Consider the following 20,023-nt stretch of genomic DNA (forward strand, 5'->3'; position numbering starts at 1 on the left):
GATGCAGGGCGCGCGCGAAGATGTGATCGTGGTCGGCGCCGGTGCCGTTGGACTGGCCGCCGCGCTGGCGCTGCGTGCGCAGGGGCGGCAGGTACGTGTGATCGACCGTGGGCGTGTCGGCGGCGCGACCTCGCATGGCAACTGCGGCACCATTACCCCCAGCCACGCGCCGCCGTTGGCAGCGCCTGGCGTGCCGTTGCGTGCGCTGCGCTGGATGCTCGATCCGCGTGCACCGCTGTACGTGCGTACACGCCTGGACCCAGCATTGTGGCGCTGGCTGCTGCAGTTCGGGGCGCGCTGCAACGCACGCGACTGGCTGCACGCCACACGGGCACGCGGCGCACTGTTGAATGATTCACGGCTGCGCCTGGCGCAGTGGGTGCAGACGCATGCGCTGGACTGCGAGTTCGAGGCGCGCGGTCTGGACTATGTGTTCGGTGACGCCCGCAATTTCGATCACCACGCTGCCGAGTGTGAGGCGCTGAACGCACAGGGTGTTGCCACGGCGCGCATCGATGGCGCCGACTATGCGCGCGACAATCCGGCGTTCCATGATCGCCTTGCCGGTGCGATCCACTTCCCCGGCGATGCGCAGCTGCGTCCGGACCGCTACACCGCCGAACTTGCGCGCGTGCTGCGCGCACAGGGCGTGGTGATCGAAGAGCAGTCGGACGTGCAGGATTTCAGCGCCGACGCGCAGGGGGTGCGCGTGCGAGTCGGTGAACGCATGCTGCAGGCGCGCGAGCTGGTGCTGGCGACCGGGCCGTGGTCACCGCGCTGGGCGCGGCAACTGGATCTGCGCGTGCCGATCCAACCTGGCAAGGGCTACTCGCTGACCTGGTCACGACCGGCGCAGGTGCCGCAGCGTCCAGTCGTGCTGAAGGACCATTCCGTGTTCGTGATTGCCTGGCGCGAGGCGTTGCGACTGGGCGGCACCATGGAATTCGCCGGTGCCGACCCGCAGCTGCGCACGACCCGCCTGCAGGCCCTGCAGCACGCTGCCGAACACTACCTGCGTGCGCCGCGCGGTGCGCAGCTGCAGGAGCAGTGGTGCGGTTGGCGCCCCATGAGCGTGGACGACGTGCCGTTGATCGGCCGTGCACCCGCGCATCCTCACGTCTGGCTTGCAGCGGGACATGGCATGCTCGGCATCAGCATGAGCGCCGGCACCGGCCAGCTGATCGCCGATCTCGTCTGCGGCCGCACGCCGGCGATCGATCCTGCCCCTTACCGACCCGAGCGATTCCGATGAGCACAGCACCCTATGATTACGACCTGATCGTCCTTGGCGGCGGCTCCGCCGGCCTGGCCGGCGCGATCCGCGCCGCGCAGCACGGCAAGCGCGTGGCGATGCTGGAGCCTGGTGAACTGGGCGGGACCTGCGTCAATGTCGGCTGCGTGCCGAAGAAGGCCATGTGGCTGGCGGCAGACCTGCATGAGCGTATCGGCCTGGCCAGTGCGATGGGCTTCAATGTCGAAGCGCGCCCGGCACTGTCGTGGAAGGAACTGGTGATCCACCGCCAGGCCTATATCAGCAACATCCACACCAGCTATCACAAGCGCCTGGACGAAACCGGCGTGGTGCGCATTCCGGCGCGCGGTCATCTGCTCGATGCGCATACCGTGGCCTGCAGCGATGGCGTGCGTTACAGCGCCGAGCACATCCTGATCGCCACCGGCGCGCACCCGCTGCGGCCCGACATTCCCGGCGCGGAACTGGGCCTGGTCTCCGATGATTTCTTCGATCTGCGCGCGGCACCGGCCGAGGTGGCGATCATCGGTGGCGGCTACATCGCGGTGGAGCTGGCCGGCCTGCTGCAGGCACTGGGCAGCAAGGTCAGCCTGCTGGTGCGCGGCCAGCGGCTGCTGGAGCGCTTCGATTACGAGTTGACCGATCAGCTGGCCGAAAACCTCAAGCAGCAGGGCGTGCGCATCCATTTCGGCTATCGCCTGCGCGAACTTCAGCGCGATGGCGAACGCGTACGTGCATTCGGCCATGATGGCCCGCTCGACAGCGTGTTCGACGCGGTGTTCTTTGCCACCGGCCGCCGCGGCAACAGCCGTGATCTGGGCCTGGAAGCGCTCGGTATCGGCATTGGCGAACACCAGCAGGTGCAGGTGGACGAATGGCAGACCACGTGTGTGCCGAGCGTGCATGCGGTGGGTGACATCGCTGGCAAGGTCGGCTTGACCCCGGTGGCGGTGGCCGCTTCGCGGCGGCTGATGGACCGCCTGTTCGGTGGCCGCCCGCAGTCGAAGATGGATTACGAGAACGTGGCCAGCGTGGTGTTCTCGCATCCGCCACTGGGCGCGGTGGGCATGAGCGAGGAAGAAGCGCGTGTTCGTTTCGACCAGGTGAGCGTCTACCACAGCCGTTTCCGCCCGATGCTGCAGGCACTGGCCAACGGTACCCAGCGCAGCCTGTTCAAGATGGTCTGTGCCGGTCCGGAAGAACGGGTGGTGGGCATCCACCTGCTGGGCGAAGCGGCCGACGAGATCCTGCAGGGCTTTGCGGTGGCGGTGAAGATGGGCGCGACCAAGGCCCAGTTCGACGACACCGTGGCGATCCACCCGACCTCGGCCGAGGAAGTGGTGCTGATGCGCTGAGCCGGGCGGTTGTAGAGCCGAGCCTATGCTCGGCTGCGTTCCGTGCAGACATGGTGCAGCCGAGCGCAGGCTCGGCTCTACAGGTCACCTGGCGTCCCCATGCGATAATGGGCGCCCCCCATGCGTTTCCGGGCCGCCCTATGCGGCCCGCCGTCGTCCTGATGTCCAGCCCCGCTTCCCGTATCGCAACCGCTTCCCCTCGCATCGCGCTGGGTGGCATCGGCCTGGCTGCGATCGGCGCCATTGCTGCCTCCGGCAAAGCGATCATCGTCAAGCTCGGCCTGCGTCACGGCGTGGATGCCACCACGCTGCTTGCCCTGCGCATGCTGATGGCGCTGCCGCTGTTCGTTTTGATGGCGCTGTGGGCCGCGCGTCGGGCTGAACCACTGTCCTGGGCCGACCGCGCCCGCGTGCTGTGGCTGGGCTTCACCGGCTACTACCTGTCCAGCCTGCTCGACTTCCAGGGACTGCAGTACATCAGCGTGACCCTGGAGCGCCTGATTCTTTACTTGAACCCGACCCTGGTGCTGCTGATCAATGTGTTGCTGGCGCGCCAGCGGCCGGGCCGGTGGCAGATCGGCGCGCTGGTGCTGAGTTACCTCGGCGTGCTGCTCGCCTTCGGCCACGATCTGCAGCGCGAGGGCGGGCAGATCATCGTCGGCAGCCTGCTGGTACTGGGCAGTGCGCTCAGCTACGCGCTGTACCTGTTCGGCAGTGGGCAGGTGGTCGCGCGCATCGGTGCGGTGCGGCTGACCGCCTACGCCAGCTGTGTGGCCAGCGTGCTGGTGCTGCTGCATTTCGCGGTGACCCATCCGCTGCCGTTGCTGTGGCAGGCACCGGCGCCGGTGCAATGGCTGTCGCTGGTCAATGCCACCGTGTGCACGGTGCTGCCGGTGCTGGCGATCATGCTGGCGGTGCAGCGCGTGGGTTCGTCGCTGGCCGCGCAGGTCGGTATGCTGGGCCCTGTTTCCACGATCGTGATGAGCCTATGGTTGCTCGACGAACCGATGGGGCCGGCGCAGATCGCCGGCACCGTGCTGGTACTGATCGGCGTACTGCTGGTGACCCGCCTGCGGCGCTGACACCGGAGCAGGCGCGTGCGCGCATCCTGGCGGTGATCCGCGCGATCCCCGTGGGGCAGGTGATGGGCTATGGGCAGGTAGCGATGCGCGCGGGCCTGCCCGGGCGTGCGCGGCTGACCGCACGCATCCTTGGCCAGAACGACGACCCGGACCTGCCCTGGCACCGCGTGCTGCGCTCGGATGGGCGCATCGCCATGGAAGAAGGGTCGGCCGGCTGGCGCGAGCAGTCACAGCGGTTGCGCGCGGAGGGCGTGGTGGTGGAGAACGGCCGGGTGCGGATGCCGGCCACCGATCCGGCGGCGGCGCTGGATGCCGCCGTGTGGGGACCGGGCTGAGCACCGCTGGCGACTGAACAGGCCGCGCCTGCCGGTCGCCAACAAGACACGGTGCTGCGGCTATGATGGAGGCCGTTCCATGCCGGTGCTCCCATGTTCCCGCGACTGCCAACCGTCACCAAGGCCCTGCTGATCGCCAACGCGATCCTGTTCCTGCTGCAGCAGCCGTTCCTGCTCGGCATGCAGACCTTCGAGCCGTTCATGCTGCAACCGCTGCAGCAGGGCTTCGATGCGTTCTCGCCGGGTGGCAACTTCCAGCCGTGGCAGCTGCTGACCTATGGCTTCCTGCATGGCAGCTTCGGCCATCTGTTCTTCAACATGCTGGCGGTCTTCATGTTCGGCGCGCCGCTGGAGCAGACCTGGGGCGAGAAGCGCTTCCTGCTGTATTACCTGGTGTGCGTGGCCGGTGCCGGTGTCTGCCAGCTGCTGGTGGGTACGCTGCTGGAAAACCCGGCGACGGTGCTGGGTGCCTCCGGCGGCGTGTTCGGCCTGCTGCTGGCCTACGGCATGCTGTTCCCCAACCAACGGGTGATGCTGCTGTTCCCGCCGATCCCGATGAAGGCGCGTACCTTCGTGATCCTGTTCGGCGTGGGCGAACTGGTGCTGGGCATGACCGGCTGGCAGCCGGGCGTGGCCCACTTCGCGCACCTGGGCGGCATGCTGTTCGGCTGGTTGCTGATCCGTTACTGGCGCGGGCAATCGCCGTTCAACAAGCGCCGCCCGCCCGGCCCACCGAAGCGCCCGAATCATCTGCGCAGCGTGAAGTGAGGTGCTATGCGCCACGCTTCACGCGGGTAGGTGCCAACCTTGGTTGGCACGCTTTGGACAGGATCATGTCGGTAGATGCCAACCCCGGTTGGCAATCGCTTCTGCTGCCTCGCGCCAACCAAGGTTGGCACCTACCAACAGCAGGTAATGCAGGCGATGGAATACACGCGCCTCCACGCATGGCGTGGCTCTACAGATCCTGCAACACCACCTGCGCGGCATTGTGCCCGGGCGCACCGGTGACGCCGCCACCGGGATGTGTTCCCGACCCACACAGGTACAGGCCGGGCAGGGCGCCGCGGTAGCCGGCCTGGCCGACCATCGGCCGCGCCGAGAACAACTGGTTGGCACTCAGTGCGCCGTGGAAGATGTCGCCACCGACCAGGCCGAAGGTGCGTTCCAGATCCAGCGGTGACAACACCTGCCGACCGAGCACGCTGGCGGTGAAGCCGGGCGCATACCGTTCGACGGTGGCGATCATCAGGTCGGCCACTGTCTCCCTGTGATCATCCCAATGGCGGCCTTCAGGCAACACCGGTGCCACGTGCTGGCAGAACAGGCTGGCCACATGTTGCCCGGGCGGCGCCAGTGAATCGTCCAGCGTACTGGGTATCAGCATTTCCACGATCGGTTCGCGCGACCAGCCGTCGCGGCGCGCATCCAGCCAGGCGCGGTCCATGTAGTCCAGGCTGGGTGCCATGATGATGCCGGCGCTGAGGTGATCGCCCGGGCCGGGCAGGGCACGGAAGTCCGGCAGCCGCGACAGCGCCACGTTCATCCGGAAGGTGCCGGAACCGCAGCGCCAGTTCGTCATGCGTTCGCGTGTGGCAGCCGGTACCAGCGCCGGCTCCAGCAGCTGTTCGTACAGGAGCTTCGGATTGACGTTGGCGACCACCGCGCGTGCACGCAGGGTTTCGCCGTTGGCCAGCTCCACGCCCACAGCACGACCCTGTTCGATCAGTACGCGTTGCACGCCGGCGTCCACGCGCAGTTCCGCACCGGCCTCACGTGCGGCCGCGGCGATGGCCTGGCTGATCGCGCCCATGCCGCCAATCGCATGGCCCCATGCACCTTTCACACCATTGCACTGGCCGAACACGTGATGCAGCAACACGTAGGCACTGCCCGGTGTGTATGGACTGGCATAGTTGCCGACGATGCCATCGAAGCCGAACAGCGCCTTGATCGGCTCGCTCTCGAACCAGCGGTCCAGGTACTCCGCCGCCGACAGCGTGAACAGGTCCAGCAGCTCCTGCCGCAGCGGTGCATCCAGCGCCGCCAGTTCGCGGCCGAGCTTCCCCATCTGCCACAGTGCGGGCAGCGCACGCCAACCACCCGCCACGCCCAGGTCCGGTGGCGCACGCAGGGCCCACGCGCGCAGCACATCGGCGAAGATCTCCAGGCGTGCTTCGTACGCGGGCAGGCGCTGTGCATCCCGCTCGGAGAATCTAGCGACTTCGGCTTGAGTGCGGCCAGGTGCCGACAACAGGTAGCGGTCGTCGGGCAATGGCAGGAAGTTGTTGGCCGGACGCGCGACGATGCGCAGCCCATGCCCATGCGCATGCAGCTGCAGGTCGTCGATCACCTTCGGCTGCAGCAATGACACCGTGTAGGACGCCACCGAGTTGCGGAAGCCGGGATGGAATTCCTCGGTGACCGCAGCGCCGCCAAGGACGCCGCGACGTTCCAGTACCAGTACCTGCTTGCCAGCGCGCGCCAGATAAGCCGCGCAGACCAGGCCGTTGTGGCCACCGCCGATGATGATCGCATCCCAGGACATCAGCACCTCTGGAAAAGGGGACGGAGGGGATTAAGTCGCAATTCGCATGGGGCCAGCGGTAATGGGGAGAAACGACTTAATCCCCTCCGTCCCCTTTTTGGATCGCTGCTTCGATGGTGGCGATGTCGATCTTCTTCATCGGCATCATCGCGTTGAAGGCACGCTTGGCCAGCGCTTTGTCTTTGCTGGTCACCGCTTCGATCAGCATGCGTGGACTGATCTGCCAGGAAATGCCCCAGCGATCCTTGCACCAGCCGCATTGGCTCTCCTGGCCGCCATTGTCCACGATCGCGCTCCACAGGCGGTCGGTCTCGGCCTGGTCTTCGGTCTGGATCTGGAAGGAGAAGGCTTCGCTGTGCTTGAACGCGGTGCCGCCGTTGAGGCCGACGCAGGGAATGCCGCAGACGGTGAATTCGACGGTCAGCACATTGCCTTCCTTGCCGTCGGGGTAGTCGCCAGGTGCGTGATGCACGGCGGTCACCGCGCTGTCGGGCAGGATGCTGGCATAGAAGGTGGCAGCCTCAAGCGCGCCGTTGTCATACCAGACACAGATCGTGTTCTTGTGTGCCATGTCGGGGCTCCGCGATGGACGAAGCCGCAGCGATAGCACGCCGGGTGTTAACCCGGGATCGTGCTGCACCCGCAAAAAGAAAAGGGCGCCCGAAGGCGCCCTCTGCATTACCCGTGTGGCAGCTGGCTCAGCGCCAGACCTTGATCTGCTCGGCTTCGCTGCGCTGCATCGGCTGGCCGGCCTTGCAGCTGAAAGTAGCACCGAACGCCGGCAGGTTGGCCAGCGTGCCATTGCTGCGCCACAGGCCCGGTGCGCGGATGTCGGCGGTCAGGCGGCGCACGGCCTCGTTCGGCGCCAGCTGTTGCGCCCACAGCGCAGACCAGGCGCGGAAGAAGCCCTGCTGCTGCGCCTGCTTGGCCTTCGGCTCCTGCGCGACATACGCCGCCCAGGCCAGTTCCAGGCCGGCGATGTCGGCCAGGTTCTCTTCCTGGGTGAGCGTGCCGTTGACCTTGGCACCCTTCACGCCCGGGAAGTCGTAGGCGCTGTATTGCGCGGCCACGCGGTTGCCGAGCAGGGTCCAGGCGGTCTTGTCGGCCGGGGTCCACCAGCTGCGCAGCTCGCCCTTGGCATCGACCAGTGCACCCTTGGCATCGATGGCACGGGTCAGTTCGTGGCCGACCAGGCCACCGAAGCTGCCGAACTTGTCGGCAGCATCGGCCTTGGCGTTGAACACCGGGCCCTGCAGGATCGCGGCGGTGACGATCAGGCGGTTCTGCGCCAGGTCGTAGGCCAGCGAAGGCTGCTGCGGCAGCACGTCCCAGCGACGGTCGGCGTTGCCCTTGCCGATGCGCTTCATTTCCTCGCGATGGCGCCAGGTCGAAGCAATCAGCATGTTGCCGCCGAACGAGCCGCGGCCCATCGGCTGCACGCTGTAGTCGAGGTCGCGCAGCGGGGTGCCGATCTCGATCTTCAGCGCGGCCAGCTTGGCCTGCGCTTCGGTCTTGGCTTCGGCACTCATCCAGCTGCTGTTCTTGACCGCTTCGATCTGCACTTCGCGCACCTTGTCGACGATCCACGCCGCCTGGCGACGATCTTCGGCGGACAGGTAACGGGCGGCGTATTCGCGACCGACCATCGGGCCGGCGGCCACGTTGATCGCCTCCAGCACGTCTTCCCAGCGCTGCGGCGGCAGGGTTTCGCCACGCAGCACGCGGCCGCGGAATTCGAATTCGGCGTCGCGGTAGGCCTTGGACAGGTACGGCGCCATCGAGTCGCCCACGCGCCAGCGCAGGTAGGCCTTCCACTGGTCCGGCTTGAGCTTGGTGACCATGCCGTCGAGCTGCTTGAACAGGCCCGGGTCGGCCAGCGAGACCAGATCGTCATCCACGCCCTGTGCCTTCAGGAAGGCATCCAGCTGCAGGTTGCGGTAGCGGCTGTTGAGCTCCTTGGTGGAGATCGGCGCGTAGTTGTTGAACGGGTTGTTGATGCCGGCCAGCGACTGTGCATTGCGCGCCAGCTCGGTTTCCAGCGCGATCACCGCCTGCGACTCGGCATCCAGCTTGGCCGCCGGGGTGCCGGTCAGCGCCAGGATCTGCTTGACGTAGTTGCGGTAGCGGCCCATCAGCGCCACGGTGTCGGCGTCGGTGCGGGTATAGAACGCCGGGTCCGGCAGGCCCATGCCGCCCTGCATGAAGTAGCCGATGTGACGGTCCAGCGCCTTCAGATCGACGTCGGGGCCGAAGTTGAATGCCACCGGGATGCCGACCTGGTGCAGCGCGGCGATCGAGGCCGGCACATCCTTGGCCTTCTTGATGGCATTGATGCGGGTCAGCAGCGGGGCGATCGGGTTGGAGCCGTCTGCTTCCACGGCAGCTTCGTCCAGGCCGCTGGCCCAGAAGTCACCCAGCAGTTTCTGCACGTTGCCCTGCGGCGCCTTCATCGCTGCGTCGAGCAGTTCACGCTGCTGCTGGCGGCTGCGGTCGACCAGCTGGCCCAGCGCGGTGGTGGCGCCGGTCTGCGGCACCGGGTTGGCCTTCAGCCAGCCTGCATTGGTGGCGTCATAGAAGTCGCTGCACTGGGCACTGACAGCCGGGGCACGCGCGGCCTTTTTCTTGGCAGCGAACGCATCGTGGGTCGGGACCAGGGTCGCCAGGCTGATGCCCAGGGCGATGGCAAGCGGACGGAAGTTGGGCATGTGGAACGAATCCGTGATGGATTGAGGGCGCGCGCACTATAGCAAGCCGGGCATCGACGCGGCATGCACGCGTCGCGGTGCATTCGCCGACCAAGGTCGGCAGCTACCGGGGAGCGCCGGGATCAGTAGATCCACGCCATGCGTGGATGAAAGACACCCCGGAAAAACAAAGGCCCGGGAATTCCCGGGCCTTTGCAGGTCTGCAACAGCGTCAGCCGTGGCTTACCAGATCACCACCTGCTGCTCGCCAGCACGGGCCATCGGCGAACCGGCCTTGCACTGGAACGCGGCGGCGAAGGTCGGCAGGTTCGACGGCGCACCCATGGCGCGGAACTGCGCCGGCGCGTGCGGGTCGGTTGCGAGGCGGACCTTGGCGTTTTCCGGGGTGTACTTGGTGCGCCACACGGTGGCCCAGTTGAAGAAGAAGCGCTGGTCGCGGGTGAAGCCATCGACCTTTGCATCTTCCTTGCCGGCGGAGGCCTTCTGCAGCGCGTCGTAGGCGGTAGCCAGGCCGCCCAGGTCGGCGATGTTCTCGCCCAGGGTCAGGTGGCCGTTCACGGCCTGGCCGTCGACCTTGTACTGGTCGAACTGCTTGACCAGCTTGCCGGTGAGGCCTTCGAAGTTCTTCTTGTCAGCGGCGGTCCACCAGTCTTCCATGTTGCCGGTCGGCCCGAAACGTGCGCCCTGGTCGTCGTAACCGTGGGTCATTTCGTGGCCGATCACCGCACCGATGCCGCCATAGTTCAGTGCGTCGTCGGCCTTCGGATCGAAGAACGGCGGCTGCAGGATGGCGGCCGGGAACACGATCTCGTTCTGCAGCGGGTTGTAGTAGGCGTTGACCGTCTGCGGGGTCATGCCCCACTCGGTCTTGTCCACCGGCTTGCCGATCTTGGACAGGTTGAACTTGTAGTTGAACTCACTGGCCGCGCGCACATTGCCCAGGTAGCTGTCGCGCTGGGTCTGCAGGCCCGCCCAGTCACGCCACTTGTCCGGGTAACCGATCTTCGGGGTGAAGGTTTCCCACTTGGCGATGGCCTTGGCCTTGGTTTCATCGCTCATCCAGCTCAGGCCCTGGATGCGTTCCTTCAGCGAGGCGGCCAGGTTCTTCACCAGCTCTTCCATCTTCGCCTTGGCTTCCGGCGAGAAGGCAACCTTCACGTACAGCTGGCCGAAGGCTTCACCGGCATCATTCTCGATGGTGCCCAGCACGCGCTTCCAGCGCGGCTTCTGTTCCTTCTGGCCGTTGAGGGTCTTGCCGTAGAACTCGTAGTTCTCCTGCACGAAGGCATCGGCCAGGTACGGCGAGGCGCTGTCCACGGTGTGGAAGCGCAGGTAGGCACGCCACACCGACGGATCGGTGTCGCCCAGTGCCTTGCTCACTTCCTCATGGAAGGCCGGCATGGCCAGCGAGAACTTCTCCGGTGCGGCCACGCCCTGCGACTTGAAGAACTCGGTCCAGCTGAAGTTCGGGGTCAGCTTGTCGGCGTCGGCCAGGGTGACCGGGTTGTAGTACAGCTCGACGTTGCGCGACAGCTCGACGCGCGACTTGGAGGCCTTGGCCAGGCGGGTCTCGAACTTGACCACGTCCTCGGCCTGCTTGGCAGCGTCGGCAGCGGCGACGCCGGACAGTTCCAGCACCTTGGCGACGTGCGCCTGGTAGGCCTTCAGCTTGTCGGCGTTCTTGGCATCGGTGTAGTAGGTGCTGTCCGGCAGGCCCAGGCCGCCCTGGCTGGCGTAGGCCAGGTTGACGGCCGAGTTCTTGAAGTCGGCTTCGGCGCCGAAGCCGAACAGGACGTTGTCACCCTTGGCCGCGCTGCTGCGCAGGTAGTCGGCGATGGCCGCCTTGTCCTGCAGGCCATCGATTGCCGTCAGGTCGGCCTTCAGCGGCTCGATGCCCTGGGCATTGATCTTGGCTTCGTCCATGCCGGTGGCCCACAGGTCGCCGACGATCTTCTCGATGTGGTTCGGGTTCTTGACCTGCGCGACCTGTTCAGCCAGCTGGTGCTGCACGGCCACCGAACGCTCGTCGAGGATGGTGAACGCGCCCCAGCTGGTGCGGTCGCCCGGAATTTCATTGGCGGCCAGCCACTTGCTGTTCACGTAGTCGCCGAAGGCGCCACAGGCGTCCTTGCTGGCATCCAGATCGCTGGGCTGGAAGGCGTTGTAGGCCGGCAGCTTGCTCTCGTCCAGGGTGTACTGGGTGGCTTCGGTGGCAGCCGGCGTGGAGGCGGTGGCGTCCTTGGCCGGGGTTTCGTTCTTGCCGCAGCCGACCAGCGCGGCCGAAACGGCCAGGGTCAGCAGCACGATCTTGGGAGTACGGGTCACTTTGATGGCCTCCAGGCCGAGTGAGTCAGGGAAGGGCCGCGGGGACGGCCGTGGGCCGAACAATACGCCGCCGGCCTGCCCTGCAAGGGTGTCGAAGGTCATGGGCGGGCGCAAGGGGGGCGCTTGGTGGCCCGGAAAAGACAGACCCGGCAAAAGCCGGGTCTGTCGGGGTACTGCGATCAGGCGTGGATCAGAACTTGTACTTCAGACGCACGAACGGGGTGCGGCCGTACAGGTCGTACTGGGTCGCGAATGCCGGAATGTTGCCGTAGCGGGCATCGCTGACGCCGGTGGAGATCAGAGGCGGGGTCTTGTTGAAGATGTTGCTGACACCCACCAGGATTTCCCAGTCGGCCTGCGCGTAGCTGACCGACGCGGTGTGGTACGTGCGCGAATCGGCAACGATGTCACGGTAGGAGTTCGGACGGCCCTGGTAGGTGTACACCGGGTTCAGGTCGATGTCTTCGGTCTTGTGGATATAGGTGGTCAGCCAGTTGAACGACCAGTCGCCACGGGTCAGGCTCAATGCCAGGTTGCCCACGACTTTGGGACGGCCGATGTCGCCCAGCAGCTCCGAGGATTCCAGGCCGCTTGCAGCCGCACTGGAGAACACTTCCTGGGTGTCTTCGATCGTGTAGGTGACCTGGGTCTCGGCCGAGAACTTGCCGAACGAGAAGTCGTGATCGAAGTTGGCGGTCAGGTCGTAACCACGGGTGCGCTGCTTGTTGATGTTGATGTACTTGTTCTGGATCTCGGTCACCGCATACGGCTGGTTGCCGGTAGCCGGGTTGCGCTTCAGCAGGTCGCAGTAGCTGTTCGGGTACACCGTGCCGCCATAGCAGCCGCGCATGATGTTGGTGCTGCCGAGCTGGGCGATTTCATCCTTCACTTCATAGTCGAAGTAATCGATGGCGACGCTGAGGTTGGCGAAGGTCGGAGTGAACACGATACCCGCGGTCTTCGCACGCGAGGTTTCGGGAATCAGGCCGCTACCACCACCGGTGGCGTATACCGTGCCACTGGAGCCGCCGCCCGCATAGTCGGCGGGGATGCCTGCCGCGGCGCAGTTGGTCTGATAGGCACTGTTGGAGCTTTCGCCCCAGCGGACGCAGGGGTCGTTCGCCTGCGAGAAGAAGCCGGTCTGGTTGCCCAGGTACAGTTCATACAGGCCCGGAGCACGGTAGGAAGTACCGATCGAGCCACGCAGACGCACCGAGGGGATGACCTGCCAGTTCAGGCCCACCTTCCAGACGTTGTCCGAACCGGACACCGTGTCGTACTTGAACACACGACCGGAGGCGTTCAGGCTCAGCGATTCCACCGCCGGCAGGCCCTTCAGCAGCGGAACGTCCAGCTCGACGAAGGCTTCCTTGACCTTGTCGTTGCCCTTGGTCACATCAGCCGACGACGAGCCCCAGATGTCACCGGCGCGCGACAGTTCGCCCGGCTGGTCGTTGATCGAGTAGTAGCGGTATTCCAGGCCGCCGGCAAAACCGACCGCACCGGCCGGCATCTCGAACAGGTCGCCGCTGACGACGGCGTTGATGGTGGCCTGCTTGTAGATGGTCTTGCCCCAGTCCCAGACGCCCAGCTTGTCGACCAGTTCATCGACCTTGCGGCCGCTCAGGTAGTCCGGATCGAAGTAGTTCACCGCCGGAGGAGCATCGGTGTAGTCCAGATCGCCGCTCTTGGACGCCTGGATGGCGAGGTTGCCGTACTTGCCCTTGGAATGGCTGAAGTTCGCATTGACTTCCCATGCCCAGGTGTCGGTGCCCTTGAACAGGCCGTCAAGCTTGGTGGCGGCATAGAAATAGTCGACGGTCACATCCTGCTGCGACTTGAACAGCATCACCGGATTGGCTTCGATGCGGGTGCCCGGCAGGTATGCGTACGGGAAGAACTGGCGCCAGGCGAACGTTTCGGTTTCGCGGCGGTTGAACAGGAACTGCGTCTTCCAGTTGACCGAATCGAAGCCGAAATCGGTTGCCAGGTAGACCGTCTTGCGTTCCTGCTGGTTGATGATCTGGCCCTCGTTCCAACGGGCGAAGTTCAACGGCTCATCGTAGAAGGCCTGGCCACGCGCATAGGTCTGGGTCGTGCGCGGGCGGTAGCCCGGCAGCGGGCCAACAGTGGTGCCATCACCCGACGGCACATAGCGGGTGCTGCCGATGTCGACCACGTTGTGAAGCATGTTGTTGCAGCCAGCCAGCGGGGTGCCGGCGTTGACCGAGCGATCTTCGCGATCGATGCGGTTGCCGTCCGCGTCCTTGATCAGGTCGTTGCCGCACTTCAGATAGTCGCGGTCGCCGCGGGTCAGCTCATAGTGCTTGTACCACTCGACGGCAGCCACGACGCTGCCCTTCTCGAAGTTCCAGCCATTGGCCAGCGACGCCGAGAACACTTCGCCGCCGCCTTCGGTCGGCACGCGGCCGGTCACGGTCAGCTCCGGGCGCTCGATGTTCTTCTTGGTGATCAGGTTGACCACACCGGCCACGGCGTCGGAACCATAGATGGAGGACGAACCGTCCTTCACGATCTCGGCGCGCTGCAGGATGGCGGTGGGAATGACGTTCAGATCGAAGGCGCCGACGGCGCCACGGGTACCGGCCGGTCCGGGGCGCTGGCCATCGAGCAGCACCAGGGTGCGGTTTGCGCCCAGGCCACGCAGCGAAACCGTCTGCACACCGGTACCGCCGTCCACGACGAAGCCGCCGAACTGGTGGGTGATCTGGGTTTCGGCCGAACCGATGGCCGACTTCTGCAGGAACTCGGCCACGTTGACCTGGCCCTGCTTGGCATTGGTTTCGGCGTTGATGGTGAACACCGGCGAGGTGGTCTCGTAGTCCGCGCGGCGGATCAGAGAGCCGGTGACCGTGACCTTGTCAAGGTCGGTTGCGCGGGTGGAAGCGCTTGAAGTGCTTGACGCCTTTGCTTCCTGCTGGGTGGATTCCTGGGCCAGAGCCGGTGCGACCTGCAGGCAGGCCAGCACGGCAAGAGTCAACGGGACGCGGCTTGGCTTGGTTTGGCGGTTGGCGGTGCGCATTTCGTTTTGATCCCCACTTGTTATGCTTCGGTTAATGGAGTGTATGTGCCGCGTAAAGTAAATGCAACATGAATGATAGGGCTCCTTAACTTGTTGTTAGTAAGGGGGAATTCAGGAATTCGCGCATGAAAAAGCCCCTGCCGCGCGGGCAGGGGCTTGATGGGGGACGCCGGATGCTGGGGACGGATCAGAGGCCGCCGGGGCCGCAGTCCTTGGCCAGGTAGTCGGCCATCAGCGTCAGGGTGGTCCTGAAGTGCACGGGGTACCACGGCATGCTGTGCGGCATGTCGGGGATCAGCTCGAACCGGGCTGGCACCTTGCCCTGTACGCCGTTGTAGAAGTTCCTCGCATGGAAGGATGGCGTGCGTACGTCACGGTCGCCGACGAATGTCAGCAGAGGAATCGTGGCTTTCGCGGTGTTCTGCATCGGGTCCATGCCCTTCACCGTGCGCCCCTGCAGAATGCGTTGCAGGCGGTTCTGGCTCCAGGAGGTACCCAGCCGGCCAAGATCGGTGACCGGGGCACCAGCGATGGCGCACTGATAGGGCGATGGGCTCCGGACCGTTGCAGCGGCAGCCGCGAAACCACCATAGGAATAGCCGAAGATCGCGATCCGGTCCTTGGCGGCTATGCCTTGCGAGACCAGCCAGGCGGCGCCGTCGTCCTTGTCGTCCTGCATCTTCTGGCCCCACTCGGCGTCACCTGCCAGCCAGAGCTTGCGGCCAAGGCCAGAGCTGCCGCGGTACTGCGGGCGCAACACGGCGTAGCCGCGCGAAGTGAAGAACGGTACCCAGCCTGATGCATCCCAGCCGGTGTAGTCGCGCGCCCACGGCCCGCCGTGCGGATGCACGAGTGCCGGCAGCGGGCCGTCGCCCTGCTTCCAGCCCGGCGGGAGGTCCAGAATCGCCGGAATCTGCAGGCCATCGCGTGCGGTGTAGGTCACCCAGCGTTGTTCGCCAATCTGCTTGCTGTCCACCCAGGGGCGCTCATTGCCGAGCGGCACGACATCCTTGCGATCGGCCAGGATGAAGTAGCTCTTCGGGTTGCGGTTGCTCTCCGTGGTGAACAGGACGCGCGAAAGGTCGTCGTTGTAACCGGTGATGTAGATGCTCAGGCCGGGATAGGCCTTCTGCAGGCCCTCCTGCAGGGCCTTCATCTGCGGATCCACGTACACGGCCTGCCGCTGGGGACCGTCGATATAGAAGCCGAGGACCTGGTTGAAGTTGCTCTTGCGCGTGCCCAGGATCAGTGAACTGATCGAGAAGGATGGATGTGCGGCCAGAGGCTCCTTGTCGAACTCCTTCTTGGCGGGATCGTACAGTCGCGCCTGCACCAGGTCAGAGAACTGGTCGGTCAGCACGTACAGCTTGCCGCTGTCATCGTCTATGCCGACGACTTCCACCGTATAGCGTTCGCTCAGTCGGGTGGTCAGGGGGGCGTGCACTTCGAACTGGCCGGCGCTGTTCTTGATCAGAATGCGCTGTTCGAAATCGTCGGAGCCGGCGGATTCGACCTGGGTCTGCGTCAGGACTTCACCTGTCCGGGGGTGGAACAGGCCGGGTGATGTGCGCGAACTGCCCTTGAACAGCAGTTCGGTCTGGCCGGTGCGCAGGTTGAAGCGGTAGTAGTTGGCCTGCAGCGTGGCTTCGTTGAGCTGACTGATGATGACCCTGTCTGCATCCAACGGCAGCCCATGGACGAGCGAGGCGGTACCCGCAAGCTCGAGGCAGCGAAGGGTCTCGGGGCTGACCCCTAGCGTGCGGGTGTTGTTGGCGAATGCCTCGTCGAACTTGGTCTGGGTGGCGTCGGTGAGGTAGGCCTTGGTCAGGAAGGTCTTGGTGGCTCCTGTACTGTTGCCTTCACCGCAGCCACCGAGTTTGCCTGTCCATTCCTGGCGTCCGATGACGAGGTTGCGTCCCGCCTTCAGTGCGCTTGCCGCGATGAACTTCATCCGGTCACCGGATGGCGTGATGGCGACCGGACCGGCGCCGAGGTTATCCAGGTTCCAGTTGGCCAGGGCGGTATCGCTGTTGTCGCTGCCGGGCGCGGCGACGATGGCCACCAACTGCTTGCCGTCGGCGCTCATGGTGACCGACTGGATGGTTGGGATCTTGGCGAAATCCTCGGCTGGCAGAGGGCTTGCGAGGGCAGGGGCAATGCACAGCGCCGCCAGTGCGGCGGCGCCAAGGCGGGCAGGGGTCAAGCGCAGTTCCATGGTCGGCAGGGTCCTTGTGGCGGGCGCATCAATATGACCTGAAGATGAACGAAGACGTGGGGCGAGTCAACTTGGCGTGAAAGCCCTGTGGATCGGTCCTGCCGGGGGAGGAAGCCCAAAGAAAGACCCCGCCGGGGCGGGGTCTTCGGTGTGGCGAGGGCGGAGATCAGTTGCCGCCGAACTCGTACTTGGCCTGCACGTAGATGGCACGCCCGTAGGCGTTGTACAGGTAGTTGTTGTACGGCTGGCCGCTGGTGCCGGCGAAGCTGAAGCGCTGGTTGTCCGGCATCTTGTTGAACACGTTGTTGACCATCAGCGACAGGGTCAGGTTGTCCAGCGCGCGATAGTTCACGCTCAGGTTGTAGGTGGTGTAGGACCCCCACTTGCCTGCCTTGTAGCCGGAACTGTGGACGTAGTCGTAGCCATTGCCCACGTACGCCATGTAGTTCGGCGTCCTGCCGATGTAGTTGGCGTACAGGGTGGTGGTCCACTTGTCCTTGGCCCAGCCGACCGAACCATCGGCGCGCACCTTGGCGTACGAGTCGTATACCCACATCGCGTACGGGTCACGCAGCAGGTCCAGGAACTCATCGCCCGGCTGCGGCTGCAGTTCGCGCTTGAGCATGTCGGTGTAGTTGCCCGAGAACTGCAATGAACCGAAGCGGCCCATGTCGTGCACGTACTTGAAGCTGGCGGTCAGCGCTTCCAGGTTCTGGCGGGCGACGTTCATCTTCGGGGTGTAGATCTCGTCCAGCACGCCGGACGCATCGCGGGTGATCCAGTCGTTGACGTTCTGGCAGCTGGCCGAGGTGTTGTTGGCCTGGCCGCCACGGCAGTAGTACTCGGCCAGCAGCAGCTGGTCGGAGCTGAGCGTATCGACCTCGTTCTTGATCTTCCAGTTGTAGTAGTCCACCGACAGCGACAGGTTGTTGATCGGTGCCCACACAACACCTGCGTTCCAGACGTCGGCGGTGATCGGTTCCAGGTCCGGATTGCCGGCGCGGGTGCCGAACACCGAGACGCTGTCATACGGGCAACCGGTGGTGTTGGCCGGGTCGTAGCCCAACTGGCCGCAACGGTAGTAATCGGTGGAGCCGTTGGCGTAGTAGCCGCTACGGCCCTGGAACGCGTCGGACAGGGTCGGCGCGCGGAACGCAGTACCGTACTTGCCGCGGAACAGCAGGCTCTCGATCGGGCGGAACTCGATGCCGATGCTGTAGGTGGACTTGTCGACGGTGTTGCTGCCGATCTTGAAGGCGTCGTAGCGGCCGGAGCCGGTGACTGTCAGCGTGTCATGCAGCGGCAGGCGCAGCTCGCCGGTCACGGCGTAGTTGCTGCGATGACCGGCACCGGAGACCGCCGTGGTGCCCCAGACGCTGCCATCCATCAGGCCCGGATCGGGGCTGTAGTCCCAGCCTTCGCTGCCACCTTCAACGACCACGGCCAGGCCGGCGTCGCCGCCGGGCAGCTTGAACAGTGATCCATTGGTGACCTGTGCACGGGCCAGGTTCTGCCAGGTGCGGCTCTGGCTGTAGCTGTAACCGGTGAAGGTCTGGAAGTCACCGGCCGGCAGCGGCGCGTAGAAGGCTTCCCAGTTCGGGCTGTAGATGTCGTAGCCGGTGCTGGTGGTTCCCAGCACCGGGCCGAGCACGCGCTGTTCGAAGTAATCGTTGATCGGGTCATTCCAGCGCACGAAGTTGCGCTCGGTCAGCTTGTACTCGCCGCGGGTGAAGCTGAGGCTGTAGTCCCAGTTGCCGGCCGTGCCGCGGCCGCCCAGCGTCACCTGGTAGGCCTTGTTGCGGTCGGTGTTCATGATGTCGCGGTAGCCGGCCCCGCCGATGTCTTCCGGGGCGAACACCCGCTGCAGGTTCATGTACTGGCCGCTGGCCTGGTCGTAGAAACGGCCCCAGCCGGAAGAGGTGCCCCACCAGGTGTAGCCGGAACCCGTCGCGTACTTGACCTCTTCCAGGCTGTACAGCGCATCGCCGAACAGCTGGAAATTGTCATTCACGTCGAAGGTGGCAGAGCTGTAGATCTGCGCGCTTTCCTTGCCGTTCTTGATGGTCTTGTAGCCGGTGCCATAGGTCGAGCCACATGCCTGGCCGGTGGGCCGGGTGCCGAGCACGGTGGTGCCATCGAACTGCCCGGCCACATTGGCGCACAGGTTCGGGTCCATCATGGCGTAGGCGTTGTTGGCAGCCGGCAGCAGCACCAGGAAATCGTTGGAGACGTACTGCGGGCTGTAACCGTCGGGATTGTTGACCTTGGTCAGATCGCGTTGGTAACCCCAGATCGGGCTGGTCTTTTCGTACTGCACGTTGACCAGCGCATGGAAGCGGTCATCGACGCCGTTGAACCCGCGTGCGCCGCTCAGTCGGAAGCTGTTGCCGCCGCCTTCGCTGTAGGCGCCGCCGCGGACGTTGAGGACGCCACCATCCATGCGTTCCTTGAGGATGATGTTGACCACGCCAGCAATCGCATCGGAACCATACAGTGAGGACTGGCCACCCGGCAGGATCTCGATGCGCTCGACGATGTCGATCGGAATGCCGCTGATGTTGTTGAACGTATCGCCGCCGTTGTACAGCGCCGGATACGAAAGCATCGGGCGGCCGTTGATGAGGTATTTGGTGTAGCCCGGGCTGAGGCCGAACATGCCGGCGGCTTCGGCACCCTGGGTGAACGAGGCCGAGGTCTGGCCGCCCTGCAGGCCGCCGGTGGACAGCGAGGACTGCTGCAGGACATCGGCAACGCTGGTGAAGCCGCGGGTCTGGATGTCCTCGGCGGTCACGGTCAGGACCGGCGTGTGGTTCTCGATCTCGGTCTGCGGAATCAGCGAACCTGTGACCGTCACACGGTCAAGCTGGGTCGGTGCATTGCCGCTTTGCGCCAGGGCCGTGCCGGAGGCGAGCAGTGTGCCGAGGAGGGCGAGTGTCAGTGGGTGGCGCGAGAGTGTGGAACGATGGCGAGACATGGAAAATCCCCGTAGTGAGCGATGTCTTGGCTACCGGCTTCCGTGTCGGCTTAACGATCTGTTCAGTTGCATTCCATTCAGTTGGACCGTAACACGCACTTAACGCAGGGAGCACGCCATCGTCATTTTGTCAATCGGGGTTTCACCTGAAAAATGGCGCCATATCAATGACTAACGCCAATTGTTTTG

At 65.0% G+C, this 20,023-nt stretch carries 12 protein-coding genes; 5 read left to right on the forward strand and 7 right to left on the reverse strand.

Translation table 11 applies throughout. The features are described 5' to 3' along the window. Position 1: 1 nt before the first annotated feature. From AC13GF_RS18620 to AC13GF_RS18640, 5 genes are all read left to right on the forward strand, one after another. The gene (locus tag AC13GF_RS18620) at positions 2 to 1,252 is read left to right on the forward strand and encodes an NAD(P)/FAD-dependent oxidoreductase (RefSeq protein WP_483005597.1); all 1,251 of its coding nucleotides are present in this window, start codon (positions 2 to 4) and stop codon (positions 1,250 to 1,252) included. Beyond that, positions 1,249 to 2,607 carry a glutathione-disulfide reductase gene (gene gorA / locus AC13GF_RS18625; protein WP_483005598.1) on the forward strand — a complete coding sequence of 453 codons (1,359 nt, stop codon included), beginning with the start codon at positions 1,249 to 1,251 and terminating at the stop codon, positions 2,605 to 2,607. The genes AC13GF_RS18620 and gorA overlap by 4 nt, the downstream gene beginning before the upstream one ends. A gap of 161 nt (positions 2,608 to 2,768) precedes the next feature. Next, positions 2,769 to 3,689 (forward strand): DMT family transporter, encoded by a 921-nt coding sequence (locus AC13GF_RS18630; RefSeq protein ID WP_029550870.1) that lies wholly within the window; start codon positions 2,769 to 2,771, stop codon positions 3,687 to 3,689. Continuing rightward, entirely contained in the window at positions 3,596 to 4,024 is a 429-nt protein-coding gene (locus AC13GF_RS18635) for an MGMT family protein (protein WP_483005599.1), read from the forward strand. Before AC13GF_RS18630 ends, AC13GF_RS18635 begins: the two co-directional genes overlap by 94 nt. Positions 4,025 to 4,117: 93 nt before the next feature. Further along, a complete protein-coding gene (locus tag AC13GF_RS18640) occupies positions 4,118 to 4,792 on the forward strand; it encodes a rhomboid family intramembrane serine protease (RefSeq protein ID WP_032128229.1) in 675 nt (224 codons plus the stop codon). A gap of 190 nt (positions 4,793 to 4,982) precedes the next feature. On the opposite strand, the gene AC13GF_RS18645 is transcribed toward AC13GF_RS18640, so the two are convergent. The 7 genes from AC13GF_RS18645 to AC13GF_RS18675 form a co-directional block, all read right to left on the reverse strand. Beyond that, positions 4,983 to 6,572, reverse strand: a complete 1,590-nt coding sequence (locus AC13GF_RS18645; protein ID WP_483005600.1) for a phytoene desaturase family protein — start codon at positions 6,570 to 6,572, stop codon at positions 4,983 to 4,985. A 76-nt stretch (positions 6,573 to 6,648) separates the two neighbouring features. After that, complete coding sequence (locus AC13GF_RS18650; RefSeq protein WP_483005601.1) at positions 6,649 to 7,143, reverse strand: VOC family protein; 495 nt, start codon at positions 7,141 to 7,143, stop codon at positions 6,649 to 6,651. Between the two features lie 127 nt (positions 7,144 to 7,270). Next, a complete protein-coding gene (locus AC13GF_RS18655) occupies positions 7,271 to 9,277 on the reverse strand; it encodes a M13 family metallopeptidase (protein WP_483005602.1) in 2,007 nt (668 codons plus the stop codon). A 222-nt stretch (positions 9,278 to 9,499) separates the two neighbouring features. After that, the gene (locus AC13GF_RS18660) at positions 9,500 to 11,602 is read right to left on the reverse strand and encodes a M13 family metallopeptidase (RefSeq protein WP_483005603.1); all 2,103 of its coding nucleotides are present in this window, start codon (positions 11,600 to 11,602) and stop codon (positions 9,500 to 9,502) included. A gap of 190 nt (positions 11,603 to 11,792) precedes the next feature. After that, complete coding sequence (locus AC13GF_RS18665; RefSeq protein WP_483005604.1) at positions 11,793 to 14,645, reverse strand: TonB-dependent receptor domain-containing protein; 2,853 nt, start codon at positions 14,643 to 14,645, stop codon at positions 11,793 to 11,795. Positions 14,646 to 14,832: 187 nt separating this feature from the next. Then, entirely contained in the window at positions 14,833 to 16,860 is a 2,028-nt protein-coding gene (locus AC13GF_RS18670) for an alpha/beta hydrolase family protein (RefSeq protein ID WP_483005605.1), read from the reverse strand. 166 nt (positions 16,861 to 17,026) lie between these two features. Further along, positions 17,027 to 19,834 carry a TonB-dependent receptor domain-containing protein gene (locus AC13GF_RS18675; RefSeq protein ID WP_483005606.1) on the reverse strand — a complete coding sequence of 936 codons (2,808 nt, stop codon included), beginning with the start codon at positions 19,832 to 19,834 and terminating at the stop codon, positions 17,027 to 17,029. Positions 19,835 to 20,023 lie beyond the last annotated feature (189 nt).

The organism is Stenotrophomonas sp. 22LJNL06-5-1 (assembly GCF_056861455.1).